Origin of the sequence: Variovorax sp. IB41, assembly GCF_016405905.1 — a bacterium.
Lineage (GTDB): Bacteria > Pseudomonadota > Gammaproteobacteria > Burkholderiales > Burkholderiaceae_C > Variovorax.
In genome coordinates this window covers 33277-48682 of record NZ_JAEFCB010000009.1, presented here as the reverse complement: position 1 = coordinate 48682, position 15406 = coordinate 33277, and the positions used below count along the sequence as shown (strand labels likewise).

The window sequence follows — 15406 nt, the reverse complement described above, 5'->3', positions numbered from 1 at the left end:
CTTTGATCAACAAGAGCCGTTCGGGCTGAGCTTGTCGAAGCCTTGCGCGGCGCTTCGACAAGCTCAGCGTGAACGGATTTATTTTCTCAAGCGCAACTTGATTCAGCGGTTGGCTTCGACGATCCAGCCCGCGGCCTTCTCGGCCATCATCAACGTGGGGCTGTTGGTGTTGCCGCTCGTGATGGTCGGCATCGCGCCCGCATCCACCACGCGCAGGCCCTGGATGCCGCGCACGCGCAGCTTCGCATCGAGCACCGCCATCGCATCCCCGTCGGCGCCCATCTTGGTGGTGCCCACCGGATGGAAGATGGTGGTGGCAATGTCGCCGGCCAGGCGCGCGAGGTCTTCGTCGCTCTGGTACTGCACGCCGGGCTTCCACTCCTCGGGCTTGTACTTGGCGAGCGCGGGCTGCGAGGCGATGCGGCGCGTCACGCGCAGCGAATCGGCGGCCACCTTGCGGTCTTCGTCGGTGCTGAGGTAGTTGGGCGCGATGGCCGGTGCGTCCTCGAAGCGCCTGCTCTTGATGCGCACCGAGCCCCGGCTCGTCGGGTTGAGGTTGCACACGCTCGCGGTGAAGGCCGGAAAGCTGTGCAGCGGATCGCCGAAGGCATCGAGCGAAAGCGGCTGCACGTGGTATTCGAGGTTCGGCCACTCGTAGGCCTCGGAGCTGCGCGTGAAGGCGCCCAGCTGCGAGGGCGCCATGCTCATCGGGCCGCTGCGCTTCAAGAGGTATTCCAGGCCGATCTTCGCCTTGCCGACCATCGACGAGGCGAGCACGTTGAGCGTGGGCGCGCCGTCGATCTTGTAGACCGCGCGGATCTGCAGATGGTCCTGCAGGTTGGCGCCGACGCCGGGCGCATCGAGCACCACGTCGATGCCGTGCTGGCGCAAGAGCTCTGCCGGACCGACGCCCGAGAGCTGCAGGATCTGCGGCGAGCCGATGGCGCCCGCGGAGAGGATCACTTCGCGCTCGGCGCGCGCGGTGCTCATCTCGCTGCCGTTCCACACCTCGGCGCCGGTGCAGCGCTGCGTGCCGTCTTCGTTTTTCTCGAAGAGGAGGCGCGAGACCTGCGCGCCCGTCCACAGCTCGAAGTTGGGCCGGCCGTAGCAGGTGGGCCTGAGGAACGCCTTGGCCGTGTTCCAGCGCCAGCCGTTCTTCTGGTTGACCTGGAAGTAGCCCACGCCTTCGTTGCTGCCGCGGTTGAAGTCGGTGGTGTGCGGCACGCCGGCCTCGACCGCGGCTTCGGCGAACGCATCGAGGATGTCCCAGCGCAGGCGCTGCTTCTCCACGCGCCATTCGCCGCCGGCGCCGTGCAGCTCGTCGGCGCCCAGGTAGAAGTCCTCGTGCTTCTTGAACGCCGGCAGCACGTTCTGCCAGCGCCAGCTGTCGTCGCCGGTGAGGTCGGCCCACTGGTCGTAGTCGCGCGACTGGCCGCGCATGTAGATCATCCCGTTGATGCTGGAGCACCCGCCCAGCGTCTTGCCACGCGGATAGCGCAGCGCCCGGCCGTTGAGGCCCGCGTCGGGCTCGGTGTTGTAGAGCCAGTCGGTGCGCGGGTTGCCGATGCAGTAGAGATAACCGACCGGAATGTGGATCCAGTGGTAGTCGTCCTTGCGGCCGGCCTCGATGAGCAGCACGCGCTTGGTCTTGTCCGCGCTCAGGCGGTTGGCGATCAGCGAGCCCGCCGTGCCGGCGCCGATGATGATGTAGTCGAAGGTGTTGTCGTTGTCTCGCATGGTTCTTGTTGGTTGCTCAGGGTTGCACGGTCATCGATCTCTTGTTGCGGTCGGCCGCCATGCGCGCCGCTCAGGACTCCAGCATCGGGAACATCTCCGCCCAATTGCCGTGCGCCCCTTGTACCAGTGCGTTCAGCCGGGCCTGCAGCGCGCGTGCCACGTCGGCGACCTCGCGGCCCGGCGGCAGGGGTGTGTCGCCCGAGACGATGGCGATCTGTGCCTCGATGTCTTCCTGGCCATCGGCTGGTGGCGGCATGCCGTCTCCCGCAGCCACGAGCAGGTCGCACGGCAGCATGTCGAGCGCGAACTCGTACACGACGCGGTTCTCCCTAATCGCCAGCGCGAGCTTCGACACGCCCGCGACGAGCCGAATGCGAGTCAGCGCGCGGTCGAGCGGGTCCGGTCGCAGGTCGGAGGCGTTCTCGGACCACGTCACCAACTCCGCCCAGAAGGCCTCGTCCTTCGGTCCCGTCTTGCCGAGCAACCCGAACAGGCGCCCGGGAAAAATCGCCTGCATGTGGCGGCTGGCGAAGCGCGCCATCGCCGCGGCGTCGTCGATCGCCGGCGACAGCACCCGCCCTTGCTTGTGGTCGTAGCCGAAATAGAAGCGCTGGCGGTCGAGCGTGAACGACTCGATGCCGCCCGCAAGACCGGTGCGGCCGGCGATCGGTTCGGGTGCGTCGATATTTCCAGTATTCATGGACATGATGAGGGCTTCAGACCAGGATTTAGCCCGCGCTCCGAATGAAAGGCCAATGATTTCGGCGCCATTGGCTTATAAATCGGTCTTATATGACTGCCGCCGCCATCGATCTGCAGATTTTGCGCGCCTTCGTTCTCGCGGCGAAGGAAGGCAGCGTCTCGCGCGCCGCCGAGCGGCTGCACCTCACGCAGCCCGCGGTGAGCCTGCAGCTCAAGCGCCTGGCCGAGGAAACCGGGCTCGCGCTCTTCACGCGCACGCCGCACGGCCTGGCGCTCACGGCCGACGGCGCGGCGATGCTGCCGCAGGCCGAGCGGGTGCTGGCCGCCGTGGGCGATCTGCAGCAGGCCGCGCGCAAGCTCCAGGGCACGGTGCGCGGGGCGCTGCGCATCGGCACGATCCTCGATCCGGAATTCACCCGGCTGGGCGTGTTCCTGCGGGAGCTCGTCGAGGCCGCGCCGCAGATCGAGACCGAGCTGCGCCACGGCATGAGCGGCAGCGTGCTCGCGCAGGTGCTGCGCGGGGACCTGGACGTGGGGTTTCACCTCGATCCCGGCGAAGACGCTTCGAGCCCCACACCGGCTGCGCTCGCGGTCCGCACCCTCACCCGCTTCACCTACCGCGTGGTCGCGCCCGCCGGCTGGGGCCCGCAGGTGCAGGGCCGCGACTGGAAGGCGCTGGCCGCGCTGCCCTGGCTCGGGACGCCGCCCGAGTCGGCGCACCACCGGCTGCTGGAGCGCGTGTTCGCGCCGCTGGGCCTTTCGCCGCGGCGCGTGGCGCTGGTCGACCAGGAGGCGTCGATGCTCGACCTCTTGAAGTCGGGCATTGGCCTGAGCCTCGTGCGCGACTCGATCGCGATCCGCGAATGCCAGGCCCATGGCCTCGCGATGGCCGACCGGGTGCAGCTGGACTGCGCGCTGAATTTCGTCTCGCTGGCATCGCGGCGCGACGAGCCGGTGATCGCCAGCGCCTGGGACGCGCTGGGCAAGGCCTGGAGCTGAAGAAAAACTGAAGAAAACGGGGTGCCGCCCTACGTGAATGAGGGGTCTGGAGCACATGGGTGCCGGATGCACCCGGTTACGATGCGCGCATCCCCCGAACCCGGTTTTTTGTTTACTTTCCTGCTCATCCGTCCCATGCCTTCCGCCACCCCGACTGCCGACGCCCGAGCCGCCGACAGCGCGTTGCCGCGTGTCGCGCAGCAGGAGCAGGACGGCCGCTCCTGGACCGTGGCCAGCGGCCGCTGGACCGCGCTGGGCATGTCGTCGTTTCCCGCCTGGCAGGCGCTCTCCAAAAGCCTGGAAGCCGCGCCGCCCGCGGACGATCGCGCGTGGGACCTGCGCCCGATCGAGCAGCTCGACCACATCGGCGCGCAGCTCCTGTGGGAGCACTGGCGCCACGAATGGCCCGCCACGCTGGAGATGGAAGCGCAGCACAAGGCGGTGCTCGACCAGGTGGCGCAGTACACCGTCGCCACGCCGGACGAGCCGCCCAAGACGCTGGCCGACCGCATCCGCACCTTCTCGCACAACGGGCCGCGCGCGATGTACGTGGCGCGCGATTTCATCGGGCTGATCGGCCAGCTCGCGATCGACGTCGGCACGCTCATCCGCGCGCCGCACCGCGCGCCGTGGCGCGATTTCTCGGGGCACCTCTACCAGTTCGGCGCGACGGCGCTGCACATCACGGCGCTGGTGGGCCTTCTGATCGGCGTGGTGCTGGCCTACCTGATCTCGCAGCAGCTGCGCAACTACGGGGCCGAGGCCTTCGTGGTCAACATCCTGGGGCTCTCGCTGGTGCGCGAACTCGGGCCGGTGCTGGCCGCGGTGCTCATTGCCGGGCGCTCGGGCTCGGCCATCACCGCGCAGATCGGCGTGATGCGGGTGACCGAGGAGCTCGACGCAATGCGCGTCATGGGCATTCCGCACGGCTTTCGCCTGGTGATGCCGCGCGTGCTGGCGCTGGCGATCGCGATGCCGCTCATCAGCCTGTGGACCTCGATGGCGGCGCTGCTGGGCGGCATGCTCGCGGCCGATGCGGCGCTCGATATTTCGCCGGCGTACTTTCTCTCGGCACTGCCGCGCGCGGTGCCGATTTCGAACCTCTGGCTCGCGATGGCCAAGTCGGCGGTGTTCGGCATTTTGATCGCGCTGATCGGCTGCTACTTCGGCATGAAGGTCAAGCCCAACACCGAGAGCCTCGGGCGCGGCACCACCTCCTCGGTGGTGACATCGATCACCGCGGTGATCCTGGTGGACGCGCTCTTCGCGGTGCTCTTCAAGGGCATAGGGTTCCGCGGATGAACGCCGCGACGAACACCCGCGATGACCCGACCGTGGTCGACATCCGCAAGCTCTGGACGGTGTTCAAGAGCGCCGACGGCGAGCAGGTGGTGCACCGCAACCTGGACATGCACATCGACCGCGGCGAGGTGCTCTCGCTGGTGGGCGGCTCGGGCACCGGCAAGACGGTGCTCCTGCGCCAGATCCTCGGGCTGGAGAAGCCGACGCAGGGCGTGGTCGAGGTGCTGGGCCAGCAGCCGGGCGAGCTCAGCGCCTCGGGCGCGGCCAACGTGGGCATGCTGTTCCAGCACGGCGCGCTGTTCTCGGCCTTCAGCGTGCTGGAGAACATCGCCTTTCCGCTGCGCGAGCTCAAGCTCCTGCCCGACGAGCTGATCCGCCACGCGGCGCTCGTGAAGCTGCAGATGGTGGGCCTGGAGCCGCAGCATGCGAACAAGAGCCCGTCGGACCTCTCGGGCGGCATGATCAAGCGCGTGGCGCTGGCGCGCGCGCTCATCATGGACCCGCCGCTGCTCCTGCTCGACGAACCCACCGCGGGCCTGGACCCCGAGGCCTCCGACAGCTTCTGCAATCTCCTGCGCGGCCTGCACCGGGAACTCGGCCTCACGGTGGTGATGGTCACGCACGACCTGGACACGCTGTTCGACCTGAGCACCCGCATCGCGGTGCTGGCCGACCAGAAGGTCATCGTGAGCGGCACGGCGCGCGAGGTCATCGCCTACCCGCATCCGTTCATCCACGAATACTTTCTAGGGGGGCGCGGCCAGCGCGCCCTGGAGGCGCTGCATGACAAGCCAGCCACAGAACAACATGCGCCGCGGCCCGAAGCCGCGCGCGCCGAAAGGTAGGTAGCCACCATGGAAAACAAGGCCCATGCCCTCGCCGCCGGCGCCTTCGTGCTCGGCCTCCTGGCCGTGCTCGTCGCTCTGGTGATCTGGTTCACGCGCGACAACACCGTGCGCAACGTCTACGAGCTGTCCACCCGCGACGCGGTCAGCGGCCTGCAGCCGCAGGCCATGGTGCGCTACCGCGGCATCGCGGTGGGCAAGGTGGCGTCGATCGACTTCGACCCCAAGGTCAAAGGCAACGTGCGCGTGCGCATCACGGTGGACGAGCGCGTGCCGCTCACCACCTCCAGCTTCGCCACGCTGAGCTACCAGGGCGTGACGGGCCTGGCCTTCATCGCGCTGGACGACAAGGGCGAATCGCAGGTCGCGCTCAAGCCCAACGACGACGAGCCGCCGCGCATTCCGCTCAAGCCCTCGATGCTCGCGCAGCTGCAGGACCGCGGCGAAGCCATCATCAACCAGGTCGAGGAAGTGACCAAGCGCGCCAACCAGCTGCTCAGCGACCCGAACCAGAAGCGCGCGGCCGATGCGCTGGAGAACATCGCCGCCGCCTCGGCGAGCGCCAACACGCTGCTCAAGACGCTGGACAACACCGTGAAGACGGGCCTGAACCCGGCGCTGGAGAAGCTGCCCGACACGCTGGGCACGGTGAAGAAGGCCGCCAGCGACGTCTCGCGCGTGGCCAACAACTTCAACACCACCGTGGGCCGGCTGAACGCGCCCGACGGCCCGGTCGAGCGGCTGAGCGACGGCACCAAGGCGCTCGCGCAGGCGGTCGACTCGTTCAACGCGGCGACGCTGCCGCGCGTGAACCGCGTGGCCGACGACACCTCGCACGCCGTGCGGCGCCTCGGCCGCGCGGCGGACAGCATCAACGACAACCCGCAGTCGCTCCTGTTCGGCAACGGCGGCGCCGCGGCAGGGCCGGGCGAGCCGGGTTTCTCCGCGCCGGCCGCGCGTCCTTGATCGAAGGTGATGAGCATGAAGACAACCACCCATTCCCTTGCCGCTGCCTTCGCAGGCATGGCGCTGCTGGTCGCCGGCTGCGGCGCGCTGCCCGACAAGCCCGCGCGCGCGACGCTGTACGACTTCGGCCCCGGGCTCACCGCCACGGCGGCCGCTGCGGCCACGGCGCCGGCCGCCGCGCCCACTGCCGCGGCGCTGCCGACATTGGCGCTGGCCGAGTTCGAGAGCAACACGCGCCTGGACGGCACGCAGATCCTCTACCGCCTGGGCTACGCGGACGTCAACGAGCTGCGCCCCTACGGCCAGTCGCGCTGGAGCCAGCCGCCCGCGCAACTGCTGCGCCAGCGGCTGCGCGACAGCCTCGCCGAGCGCCGCATGGTGCTCGGCCCGGAAGAGAGCGCAACCATCGCCCGCAGCAAGGGCGAGGTGCCCGACACGTTGCGCATTTCGCTGGACGAATTCAGCCACTACTTCGATTCGCCCACGGCGAGCGTGGGCCTCGTGCGGCTGCGCGCCACGCTGATCCGCGGCACCACCGGCGGCGACCGGGTGCTGGGCCAGAAGACCATCACCGTGCGCCGCCCCGCGCCGAGCGCCGACGCGCCCGGCGGCGTGAAGGCGCTCGCGGCCGCCAGCGATGCGGCCGTGGCCGAGGTCACGCAGTGGATGGATGCGCTGCAGCGCCAGCCGCGGCAGTAAGCTGCGGCACCCACACACGAGGAGACCCGCCCCATGAACGCGACACGCATCGTCGGCATCCTGTTGATCGTGGCGGGCATCGCCGCGCTGGGCATGGGCAGCTTCAGCTTCACCAAGGAAACCCATCAGGCCAAGCTCGGGCCGCTGGAGTTCTCGGTGAAGGAAAAGCAGACCGTCAACTTCCCCGCCTGGGCCGGCGTGGCCGCCATCGTGGTGGGCGGCGCGCTGGTGCTGCTGGGCGGCAAGAAGGGCTGAGCGCCCAGCGCACCGCGAGCCCCAGGCAATACGTCACGCCGCGCGTGGCGCAATGGTTGCCGGATCATTTCCCGCGTTTTTTCGCCGCGAGCGCCCTCCCATAATCCGCCGCGACTCCCGATCCACGGGAGCGGGTTCACGGGAGGAACACATGTCCGCATTCCATGCCGCGCGAGCGCGCACCATCGCAACCAGCACCACGGTGATGCCGTCGGTTGCACACGGAAGGGCCACCGCATGAGCGCCCTTCAGATCATCCAGAACCACGACAAATGGCGCAAAGGCATCGGGGGCGCGCCGGCGGGCCTTGCAGGCGAGAGCGACGGCAATGCCTATGCCGGCCTCGATCTCAACCTGATCACCTTCGCGTCCAGCACGTTCAGCGGCAGCAGCTTCACATCGACCACTTTCCTGGATGCTGCCTTGACTTCGTGCCAGTTCAGCGCCTGCACATTCAGCCAGTGCGACATGCAGCGAATCAGCATCAGCGGCTGCGCCTTCGTGGGCTGCACCTTCGATGCATCGCTCCTGAAAGCCAGCACGCTCAGCCACTGCACCTTCACCCGATGCAACTGGACCGCACTGAATTTCGACGCGAGCCACTGGTCGCAGGTGAAGCTGCTCGACTGCAGGGGCCGGCAAGTGAACGCCACCGACCTGCAGGGCGAACAGGTCGACTTCACCGGCAGCCAGTTCGAGGACATGCAGCTCACCAACGCGCGCATCAACTGACTGAAGGGGCTGAAGGCGCGCGAAGCTAGGCGCCCATCATCCCCGCCAGCAATCGCGGCAGCAGGTCCTCCGAAGCGCCGCGCAACACCACCGCCGCCGCATCGTCCAGGTGCGGCAGCGGCTCCAGGTTCAGCGTGACGAGGCGGCTGCCGCGCGCCATCGCCAGCTCGGGCAGTTCGGCCGCCGGATAGACGATGGCCGTGCTGCCGACCACCAGGAAGAGGTCCGACTCCTGCGCGGCCACCTGCGCTTCGAGCAGCACGCCGGGGTTGAGCATCTCGCCGAACATCACCACGTCGGGCCGTGCGTGCGAGCCGCAGCGCAGGCACCGGTGAAAGGGCCACGGGCCGCTGCGGTTGCCGCAGTGGTCGCAGCGCCAGCGGCGCAGCGACCCGTGCAGCTCGAGCACGTCGAGCCCGCCCGCCTGGGTGAGGAGGCCGTCGACGTTCTGCGTGATGAGGCGCGTCGCCGGGCGCAGCCGCTGCAACTGCGCGAGCGCGCGATGGCCCGGGTTGGGCGCGGCCGATTCGACGACCGCCATGCGCCGGGCCCAGAACTTCGTGAAACCCGCCGGGTCGCGCTTCAGGTCTTCGGCGTGGGCGAACTGCAGGGCGTTCTGGCTTTTCCAGAGCCCGTCCGCGTCGCGGTAGGTCGGGATGCCGGAGGCGCGCGACAGGCCCGCGCCCGAGAAGACGACGATGCGCCGGGCGCCCCGCAGCAGCGCGACGGCGGATTCGAGCGGGGAAGAAGAGGGAATGCCGGTTGCGTCGGGTCGCGTCATCGCTCGGGTTTAGACGATCCGGAGGCGCCCGCGGCGGGCGCGCCGAGGCGCTGCGACACGGTGCCCGCGCAGGCCTTGAGTGCGCGCGAGAGCTCGCCGTCCCACGCGGTATCGAAGACGCCGGCCGGGCCGATGGCGGTCACGGCCAGCACGATGGCGCCGGTGTGGTCGAACACCGGCGCGGCCATGGCGCTCACGCCCTCGATCACCTCGCCATCGGAGCGGCTGATGCCGTGCGCGCGCACCTCCTTCAACTGGCGCTCGAAGTCGCTCCACGAGGGCAGCGGCTGCACCGGCGGCATGCCGGCAAGTGCCGCGAGCTCGGCGGCGCCCTTGCGCGGCTTCTGGCGCTGGCGCTCTTCCTCGAGCAGCTGCCGCACCGCGTCGGCATCCAGGTAGGCCGCGAAGATGCGGCCCGAGGCCGTGTTGGTCAGCGAGAACACCGTGCCGTGCCGCATGGTCACGTGCACCGGCGAGGGCGACTCGGCCGTGCGAACGATGGTCGCGCCGCGCGCGCCCCACACCGCCAGCGCCACCGTGTGCCCGATCTGCTGCGCCAGCGGGCTGAGCAGCGGGGTGGCCAGGTGCACCGGGTCGGCCTGCTGCAGGCTGATGAGCCCCAGTTGCAAGGCCAGCGGACCGAGCAGATAGTGGCCGCTGGCGCGGTCCTGCTCGATGAGCCCGAGCCGCCCGAAGCTCACCATGTAGGGGTGAGCCTTGGCGGGCGTCATGTCGGCTTCGCGCGCCAGGTCCTTCAGCGCCATCGGCCGGCCGTGGTGCACCAGCGCGCGCAGCAGTTGGCCGCCGACCTCGATGCTCTGGATGCCGCGCTGGGCGGCGCGGTCGGTGTCAGGGGCGTCGGGGGGGGTGTCGCCGCTGTCGCCGGTATGGCTGGAGTCCTTGGTCACAGGGCTGCCGATCGTTCGTTCATGAAGAAGGGATTAGACATTAACTGATCTGCGACGTACACTCCGAAAATTCGTTAACCGCAAATTCGTTCGCCTTAGACGAATTCAATTTCCACCCACACCCGACGGAGACAACACGATGAGCCAAGCCAAGAAGTTCGCCAGCCAGGCCGACATGGAAGAAAAGAAGATCACCTTCAGCCAGATCTCCGAGCACGCCTGGGCCTACACCGCCGAGGGCGACCCGAACACCGGCATCGTGATCGGCGACGACTGCGTGCTGGTGGCCGATACGCAAGCCACTCCCGCCATGGCGGCCGACGTGGTGCGCCGCATCCGCGAAGTGACCGACAAGCCGATCAAGTACGTGGTGCTCACCCACTACCACGCGGTGCGCGTGCTGGGCGCGGCAGGGTACTTTGAGAAGGGCGCCGGACACATCCTCGCGAGCCAGGACACCCGCGACCTGATCGTGGAGCGCGGCGAGGCCGACAAGGCCAGCGAAATCGGCCGCTTCCCGCGCCTCTTCCAGAACGTGGAAACCGTGCCCCCGGGCCTGACGTGGCCCACCATGACCTTCACCGGCAAGATGACGCTGTGGCTGGGCAAGCTGGAGGTGCAGCTGATCCAGCTGGGCCGCGGCCACACCAAGGGCGACACGGTCGTCTGGCTGCCAGAAGAGCGCACGCTGCTCTCGGGCGACCTGGTGGAATTCGGCGCCACGCCGTATGCCGGCGACGCCTACTTCCAGGACTGGCCGCAGACGCTGGACAACATCGCCGCGCTCAAGCCCGCCGCGCTGGTGCCGGGCCGCGGCGCCGCGCTCACCACGCCGGCCGAGGTGGCCGAGGGCCTCACGGGCACGCGCAACTTCATCTCCGACGTGTATGCCAGCGTGCAGGAAGGCGTGAAGGCCGGGCGCGACCTGAACACGGTCTACAAGGACACCTACGCCAAGCTCAAGCCCAAGTACAGCCAGTGGGTGATCTTCGATCACTGCATGCCGTTCGACGTGAGCCGGGCCTACGACGAGGCCTCGGGCCATGCCGATCCGCGCGTGTGGACGGCCGAGCGGGACATCGAGATGTGGAAGGCCCTGGAAGGCTGACAGGCCTTGCTCCCTCCCCCTCCGGGGGAGGGCTGGGGTGGGGGCAGGCAGAGCGCCCAAAGTGAACGCCGCTTGCCCCCATCCCAACCTTCCCCCAAAGGGGGAAGGAGCAAAGACCAAGGACACGGAGACAACACGTGATCGACTATCAAAGTCTGCGCTTCGACTACCGCCGCCACGCCGACCAGGACGCCGCGACGCCCGCCCATCACCCGGTGGTGATCGTGGGCGCCGGCCCGGTCGGCCTCACGCTGGCCATCGACCTCGCGCTGCGCCAGGTGCCTGTCGTGCTGCTGGACAACGACAACACCCTCTCCAGCGGCTCGCGCGCGATCTGCTTTGCCAAGCGCACGCTGGAGGTGTTCGACCGCCTGGGCTGCGGCGACCGCATGGTCGAGAAGGGCGTCTCGTGGAACGTGGGCAAGGTGTTCTTCCACGACGAGCAGGTCTACCGCTTCGACCTGCTGCCCGAGCCCGGCCACGAGCGGCCGGCCTTCATCAACCTGCAGCAGTACTACGTCGAGGGCTACCTCGTGGAGCGCGCCGCGGCGCTGCCGCTCATCGACCTGCGCTGGAACAACAAGGTAACGGGCATCGCGCAGCGCGACGACGGCGCCGTGCTCACCGTGGAGACGCCCGAGGGCGACTACCAGCTGTCGGCCGCCTATGTCGCGGCTTGCGACGGCTCGCGCTCCAACCTGCGCCAGTTGCTGGGCCAGGAGGCCAAAGGCCGCACCTTTCGCGACCGCTTCCTCATCGCCGACATCACGATGGATGCGCAGCTGCCGACCGAGCGCCGCTTCTGGTTCGACCCGTCATTCCATCCGGGACAGAGCGTGCTCCTGCACAAGCAGGCTGACGGCATGTGGCGCGTGGACTTCCAGCTCGGCTGGGACGCCGACCCGCTCGAAGAACGCAAGCCCGAGAACATCACGCCGCGCGTGCGCGCGCTGCTGGACAGCATCGGCTTTGCGGACGTGCAGTTCCAGATCGGCTGGGCCAGCGTCTACACCTTCGCGTGCCAGCGCATGGCGCGCTTTCGCCACGGCCGCGTGCTGTTCGCGGGCGACTCGGCGCATGGCGTGTCGCCCTTCGGCGCGCGCGGCGCCAACTCGGGCGTGCAGGACGCGGACAACCTCGCGTGGAAACTCGCCGCGGTGCTCCAGGGCGACGCGCCCGACGCGCTCATCGACAGCTACGCGAGCGAGCGCGAATTCGCGGCCGACGAGAACATCCGCCACTCCACGCGCGCGACCGACTTCATCACGCCCAAGAGCGACGTGAGCCGCCTGTTCCGCGACGCGGTGCTCGAGCTGACGAAGTACCACGCGTTCGCGCGCACGCTGGTCAACAGCGGCCGGCTCTCGGTGCCGGCGGTGCTGCGCGATTCGCCGCTCAACACGCCCGATGCCGACGCGTTCAAGGGCGCGATGGTGCCGGGTGCGGCAGCTGCCGACGCGCCGACCGTGCGCGCCGACGGCCGCACCGGCTGGCTGCTGCGCGAATGCCATGTGGCGCAGTTCACCGCGCTGGTGTTCGGCGCGGGCGAAGCCGCCGAGCGCAGCGCAGCGGCGCTGAAGGCGAGCGACCGCGCGCTGCACATCGTGCGCGTGCAGGACGCGACACCTGCGGGCGAGCTCGCCACCCAGCGCTACGACGCGCAGCCCGGCACCGTGTACCTGCTGCGGCCCGACCAGCACGTGTGCGCCCGGTGGCGGCACCCGACCGCCGCGGACATCCGCACGGCCATCGACCACGCATTGGCAAAGGCATGAACATGCAACACCTGAACACCGCGCCGAACCTGGAAGCGCCCGACGATTTCTACGAGGCGCTCATCGAGGCGCACCAAGGGCTTTCCGACGAAGAGAGCCACGCCTTCAACGCGCGCCTGGTGCTCGTGCTGGCCAACCACATCGGCTCGCTCGCCGTGCTGCGCGAGGCCTTCAAGGCCGCGCGCGGCTGAGCGGGGCACGCACCCCCATCTCATCGCGATTTTCGAAAGAGAACACCATGACCGACATTCACGCCACCGAACGGCGCTACCTGGGCGGCTTCGGCAACGAGCATGCCTCCGAGGCCGTGCCCGGTGCGTTGCCGCAAGGCCGCAACAACCCGCAGCGCGGACCGTTCGACCTCTACACCGAACTGCTCTCGGGCACCGCCTTCACCGCGCCGCGCCATGAGAACCGCCGCACCTGGCTCTATCGCCGCCAGCCCTCGGTGGTGTCCGGCCGCTACCAGCCCTATGCGCAGCCGCACTGGACGACCGGCGGCGACCGCGAAATCGCGCTGCCGCCTGAGCCGATGCGCTGGCACCCGATGCCGCTGGACGGCGCGGCCGAAGCGGACTTCGTCGATGGCATGCGCACGGTGGCGGCGAACGGCGATGCCGAATCGCAGGTCGGCATCGGCTCGCTGATGTACCTCGCAGGCCGCTCGATGGACAAGCGCGCCTTCGTCAACGCCGACGGCGAGATGCTGGTGGTGCCGCAACAAGGCCGCCTCGTCATCACGACCGAGCTCGGCGTGCTCGACGTGAAGCCCGGCGAAATCGCGGTGCTGCCGCGCGGCATGGTCTTCAAGGTGGCGTTGCCCGACGGTCTCTCGCGCGGCTATGTCTGCGAGAACTACGGCGCGCATTTCCGCCTGCCCGAACTGGGCCCGATCGGCTCGAACGGCCTGGCGAACGCGCGCGATTTCCAGGCGCCCGTGGCAGCGTTCGAAGAAGACGGCGGCGCCTATGAACTGGTCAAGAAATTCGCCGGCCGCTTCTGGAAGGCGCCGACGAAGCAGTCGCCCTTCAACGTGGTCGCCTGGCACGGCAACCTCGCGCCGGTGAAGTACGACACGGCGCACTTCATGGCGATCGGCTCGATCAGCTTCGACCATCCGGATCCGTCGATCTTCACGGTGCTGACCTCGCCGAGCGACACGCCCGGCACCGCGAACTGCGACTTCGTGATCTTCCCGCCGCGCTGGATGGTGATGGAGAACACCTTCCGTCCGCCCTGGTTCCACCGCAACCTCATGAGCGAATTCATGGGCCTGGTGCTGGGCGAATACGACGCCAAGCCAGGCGGCTTCAAGCCCGGCGGCGCGAGCCTGCACAACTGCATGGTGCCGCACGGGCCCGACGAGGAAGCCTTCGACAAGGCGACGCACGCGGACTTGAAGCCGCACAAGCTGGACAACACGCTGGCCTTCATGTTCGAGAGCCGCTACCGCTTCATTCCAACCAACTTTGCGCTGAAGAGCCCGGCGCTCGACACCGACTATGCCGACTGCTGGGCCGGCCTGAAAGATCAATTCAAGCCATGACGAAGAACGCCTTTGCCCTCACCCGCCGCGCGGCCGCCATCGCGTTGCTCGCCGCGCCCTTGCTGGCGCAGGCCGCGAACTTTCCTTCGAAGCCGATCCGCTTCATCGTGCCCTACACGCCCGGCGGCACCACCGACCTGGTGGCGCGCACCGTGGGCCAGAAGGTGTCGGAAAAGCTCGGCCAGCCGGTGCTCATCGACAACCGCGGCGGCGCGGGCGGCAACATCGGCATGGACGCCGTGGCCAAGGCCGCGCCCGACGGCTACACGATCGGCTTCGGCGCGATTTCGACCAATGCGCTGAACCCGCACATCTACAAGTCGATGGCCTTCGATCCGCGCCGCGACTTCACCGCGATCAGCCTGCTGGGCACCTCGACCATCGTGCTCGAAGTGCCGGCGAGCTCGCCGATCAAGTCGGTGCCCGACCTGATCGCCGCCGCAAAGAAGAACCCGGGCCTGCCCTACGCCACGGCCGGCGCGGGCACCTCGATGAACCTGGCGGGCGTGATGTTCGCGCAGATGACCGGCACCGAGCTCGTGCACGTCGCCTACAAGGGCAGCGGCCCGGCCATCACCGACATGCTGGGCAACAACATCGGCGTGATGTTCGACAACCTGCCCGCGTCGCTGCCGCACATCCAGGCCGGCAAGCTGCGCGCGCTGGCGGTCGCCGGGCCGTCGCGTTCGCCGTCATTGCCCGACGTGCCGACGATGGCCGAGGCGGGCCTGAAGGGCTATGCGCTCGATCCATGGTTCGGCGTGTACGGGCCGGCGAACCTGCCGGCGCCCATCGTGAAGGCGCTGAACGAAGCCTTCGTCGAAGCGCTTGCGATGCCCGACGTGAAGGCCAAGCTGCAGCAGGCCGGCTTCTCGCCGCGTGGCTCGACCGCGCAGGAGCTGGCGACGCTCACGCAGACCGAGTACCAGCGCCTGGGCGATGTGGCCAGGAAGGCCGGCATGACCGCGGACTGAAGCCACCCCAGCACCGTTCACGCTGAGCTTGTCGAAGCGCCGCGCAAGACTTCGACAAGCTCAGTCCGAACGGTTTC

At 68.7% G+C, this 15406-nt stretch carries 16 protein-coding genes; 12 read left to right on the top strand and 4 right to left on the bottom strand.

Annotation, left to right across the window (positions count from 1 at the left end; genetic code table 11):
- Positions 1 to 102: 102 nt before the first annotated feature.
- Positions 103 to 1737 carry a GMC family oxidoreductase gene (locus tag JC881_RS17565; protein ID WP_198786997.1) on the bottom strand — a complete coding sequence of 545 codons (1635 nt, stop codon included), beginning with the start codon at positions 1735 to 1737 and terminating at the stop codon, positions 103 to 105.
- Positions 1738 to 1807: 70 nt separating this feature from the next.
- Positions 1808 to 2443 (bottom strand): hypothetical protein, encoded by a 636-nt coding sequence (locus JC881_RS17560; protein WP_198786996.1) that lies wholly within the window; start codon positions 2441 to 2443, stop codon positions 1808 to 1810.
- A gap of 86 nt (positions 2444 to 2529) precedes the next feature.
- On the opposite strand from JC881_RS17560, the gene JC881_RS17555 reads away from it, so the two are divergent.
- The 7 genes from JC881_RS17555 to JC881_RS17525 all read left to right on the top strand — a co-directional run bounded on the left by JC881_RS17555 (position 2530) and on the right by JC881_RS17525 (position 8237).
- A complete protein-coding gene (locus JC881_RS17555; protein WP_198786995.1) occupies positions 2530 to 3438 on the top strand; it encodes a LysR family transcriptional regulator in 909 nt (302 codons plus the stop codon).
- Between the two features lie 135 nt (positions 3439 to 3573).
- Positions 3574 to 4740, top strand: a complete 1167-nt coding sequence (locus tag JC881_RS17550; RefSeq protein ID WP_198786994.1) for an MlaE family ABC transporter permease — start codon at positions 3574 to 3576, stop codon at positions 4738 to 4740.
- A complete protein-coding gene (locus JC881_RS17545) occupies positions 4737 to 5585 on the top strand; it encodes an ABC transporter ATP-binding protein (protein ID WP_198786993.1) in 849 nt (282 codons plus the stop codon). The genes JC881_RS17550 and JC881_RS17545 overlap by 4 nt, the downstream gene beginning before the upstream one ends.
- Before the next feature lie 9 nt (positions 5586 to 5594).
- Positions 5595 to 6551, top strand: a complete 957-nt coding sequence (locus JC881_RS17540; protein WP_198786992.1) for an MlaD family protein — start codon at positions 5595 to 5597, stop codon at positions 6549 to 6551.
- A 15-nt stretch (positions 6552 to 6566) separates the two neighbouring features.
- Positions 6567 to 7250: an ABC-type transport auxiliary lipoprotein family protein gene (locus JC881_RS17535; RefSeq protein WP_198786991.1), complete on the top strand. Its 684-nt coding sequence runs from the start codon at positions 6567 to 6569 to the stop codon at positions 7248 to 7250.
- Between the two features lie 33 nt (positions 7251 to 7283).
- Positions 7284 to 7505 carry a hypothetical protein gene (locus tag JC881_RS17530; RefSeq protein WP_198786990.1) on the top strand — a complete coding sequence of 74 codons (222 nt, stop codon included), beginning with the start codon at positions 7284 to 7286 and terminating at the stop codon, positions 7503 to 7505.
- Positions 7506 to 7742: 237 nt separating this feature from the next.
- Complete coding sequence (locus JC881_RS17525) at positions 7743 to 8237, top strand: pentapeptide repeat-containing protein (RefSeq protein WP_198786989.1); 495 nt, start codon at positions 7743 to 7745, stop codon at positions 8235 to 8237.
- Between the two features lie 25 nt (positions 8238 to 8262).
- Here JC881_RS17525 and JC881_RS17520 read toward each other — a convergent pair whose 3' ends face one another.
- Together JC881_RS17520 and JC881_RS17515 are read right to left on the bottom strand one after the other, a co-directional pair.
- Positions 8263 to 9018: an SIR2 family NAD-dependent protein deacylase gene (locus tag JC881_RS17520; protein ID WP_198786988.1), complete on the bottom strand. Its 756-nt coding sequence runs from the start codon at positions 9016 to 9018 to the stop codon at positions 8263 to 8265.
- On the bottom strand, positions 9015 to 9926 hold the full coding sequence (locus tag JC881_RS17515) for an IclR family transcriptional regulator (RefSeq protein WP_198786987.1): 912 nt from the start codon (positions 9924 to 9926) through the stop codon (positions 9015 to 9017). The genes JC881_RS17520 and JC881_RS17515 overlap by 4 nt, the downstream gene beginning before the upstream one ends.
- Before the next feature lie 139 nt (positions 9927 to 10065).
- Between JC881_RS17515 and JC881_RS17510 the strand changes: the two genes are divergently transcribed.
- The 5 genes from JC881_RS17510 (at position 10066) to JC881_RS17490 (ending at position 15329) form a co-directional block, all read left to right on the top strand.
- A complete protein-coding gene (locus JC881_RS17510; protein WP_198786986.1) occupies positions 10066 to 11034 on the top strand; it encodes an MBL fold metallo-hydrolase in 969 nt (322 codons plus the stop codon).
- 137 nt (positions 11035 to 11171) lie between these two features.
- Positions 11172 to 12809: an FAD-dependent oxidoreductase gene (locus JC881_RS17505; RefSeq protein ID WP_198786985.1), complete on the top strand. Its 1638-nt coding sequence runs from the start codon at positions 11172 to 11174 to the stop codon at positions 12807 to 12809.
- On the top strand, positions 12806 to 13000 hold the full coding sequence (locus JC881_RS17500; protein ID WP_198786984.1) for a DUF2783 domain-containing protein: 195 nt from the start codon (positions 12806 to 12808) through the stop codon (positions 12998 to 13000). The genes JC881_RS17505 and JC881_RS17500 overlap by 4 nt, the downstream gene beginning before the upstream one ends.
- 47 nt (positions 13001 to 13047) lie before the next feature.
- Complete coding sequence (gene hmgA, locus JC881_RS17495; RefSeq protein WP_198786983.1) at positions 13048 to 14355, top strand: homogentisate 1,2-dioxygenase; 1308 nt, start codon at positions 13048 to 13050, stop codon at positions 14353 to 14355.
- Positions 14352 to 15329: a Bug family tripartite tricarboxylate transporter substrate binding protein gene (locus JC881_RS17490; protein ID WP_198786982.1), complete on the top strand. Its 978-nt coding sequence runs from the start codon at positions 14352 to 14354 to the stop codon at positions 15327 to 15329. Before hmgA ends, JC881_RS17490 begins: the two co-directional genes overlap by 4 nt.
- Positions 15330 to 15406: the final 77 nt, after the last annotated feature.

Excerpts from the sequence above, each read along its gene's own strand:
- JC881_RS17565 (WP_198786997.1), bottom strand. The coding sequence starts at position 1,737 with ATGCGAGACAACGACAACACCTTCGACTACATCATCATCGGCGCCGGC.
- JC881_RS17560 (WP_198786996.1), bottom strand. The coding sequence starts at position 2,443 with ATGTCCATGAATACTGGAAATATCGACGCACCCGAACCGATCGCCGGC.
- JC881_RS17555 (WP_198786995.1), top strand. The coding sequence starts at position 2,530 with ATGACTGCCGCCGCCATCGATCTGCAGATTTTGCGCGCCTTCGTTCTC.
- JC881_RS17550 (WP_198786994.1), top strand. The coding sequence starts at position 3,574 with ATGCCTTCCGCCACCCCGACTGCCGACGCCCGAGCCGCCGACAGCGCG.
- JC881_RS17545 (WP_198786993.1), top strand. The coding sequence starts at position 4,737 with ATGAACGCCGCGACGAACACCCGCGATGACCCGACCGTGGTCGACATC.
- JC881_RS17540 (WP_198786992.1), top strand. The coding sequence starts at position 5,595 with ATGGAAAACAAGGCCCATGCCCTCGCCGCCGGCGCCTTCGTGCTCGGC.
- JC881_RS17535 (WP_198786991.1), top strand. The coding sequence starts at position 6,567 with ATGAAGACAACCACCCATTCCCTTGCCGCTGCCTTCGCAGGCATGGCG.
- JC881_RS17530 (WP_198786990.1), top strand. The coding sequence starts at position 7,284 with ATGAACGCGACACGCATCGTCGGCATCCTGTTGATCGTGGCGGGCATC.
- JC881_RS17525 (WP_198786989.1), top strand. The coding sequence starts at position 7,743 with ATGAGCGCCCTTCAGATCATCCAGAACCACGACAAATGGCGCAAAGGC.
- JC881_RS17520 (WP_198786988.1), bottom strand. The coding sequence starts at position 9,018 with ATGACGCGACCCGACGCAACCGGCATTCCCTCTTCTTCCCCGCTCGAA.
- JC881_RS17510 (WP_198786986.1), top strand. The coding sequence starts at position 10,066 with ATGAGCCAAGCCAAGAAGTTCGCCAGCCAGGCCGACATGGAAGAAAAG.
- JC881_RS17500 (WP_198786984.1), top strand. The coding sequence starts at position 12,806 with ATGAACATGCAACACCTGAACACCGCGCCGAACCTGGAAGCGCCCGAC.
- hmgA (WP_198786983.1), top strand. The coding sequence starts at position 13,048 with ATGACCGACATTCACGCCACCGAACGGCGCTACCTGGGCGGCTTCGGC.
- JC881_RS17490 (WP_198786982.1), top strand. The coding sequence starts at position 14,352 with ATGACGAAGAACGCCTTTGCCCTCACCCGCCGCGCGGCCGCCATCGCG.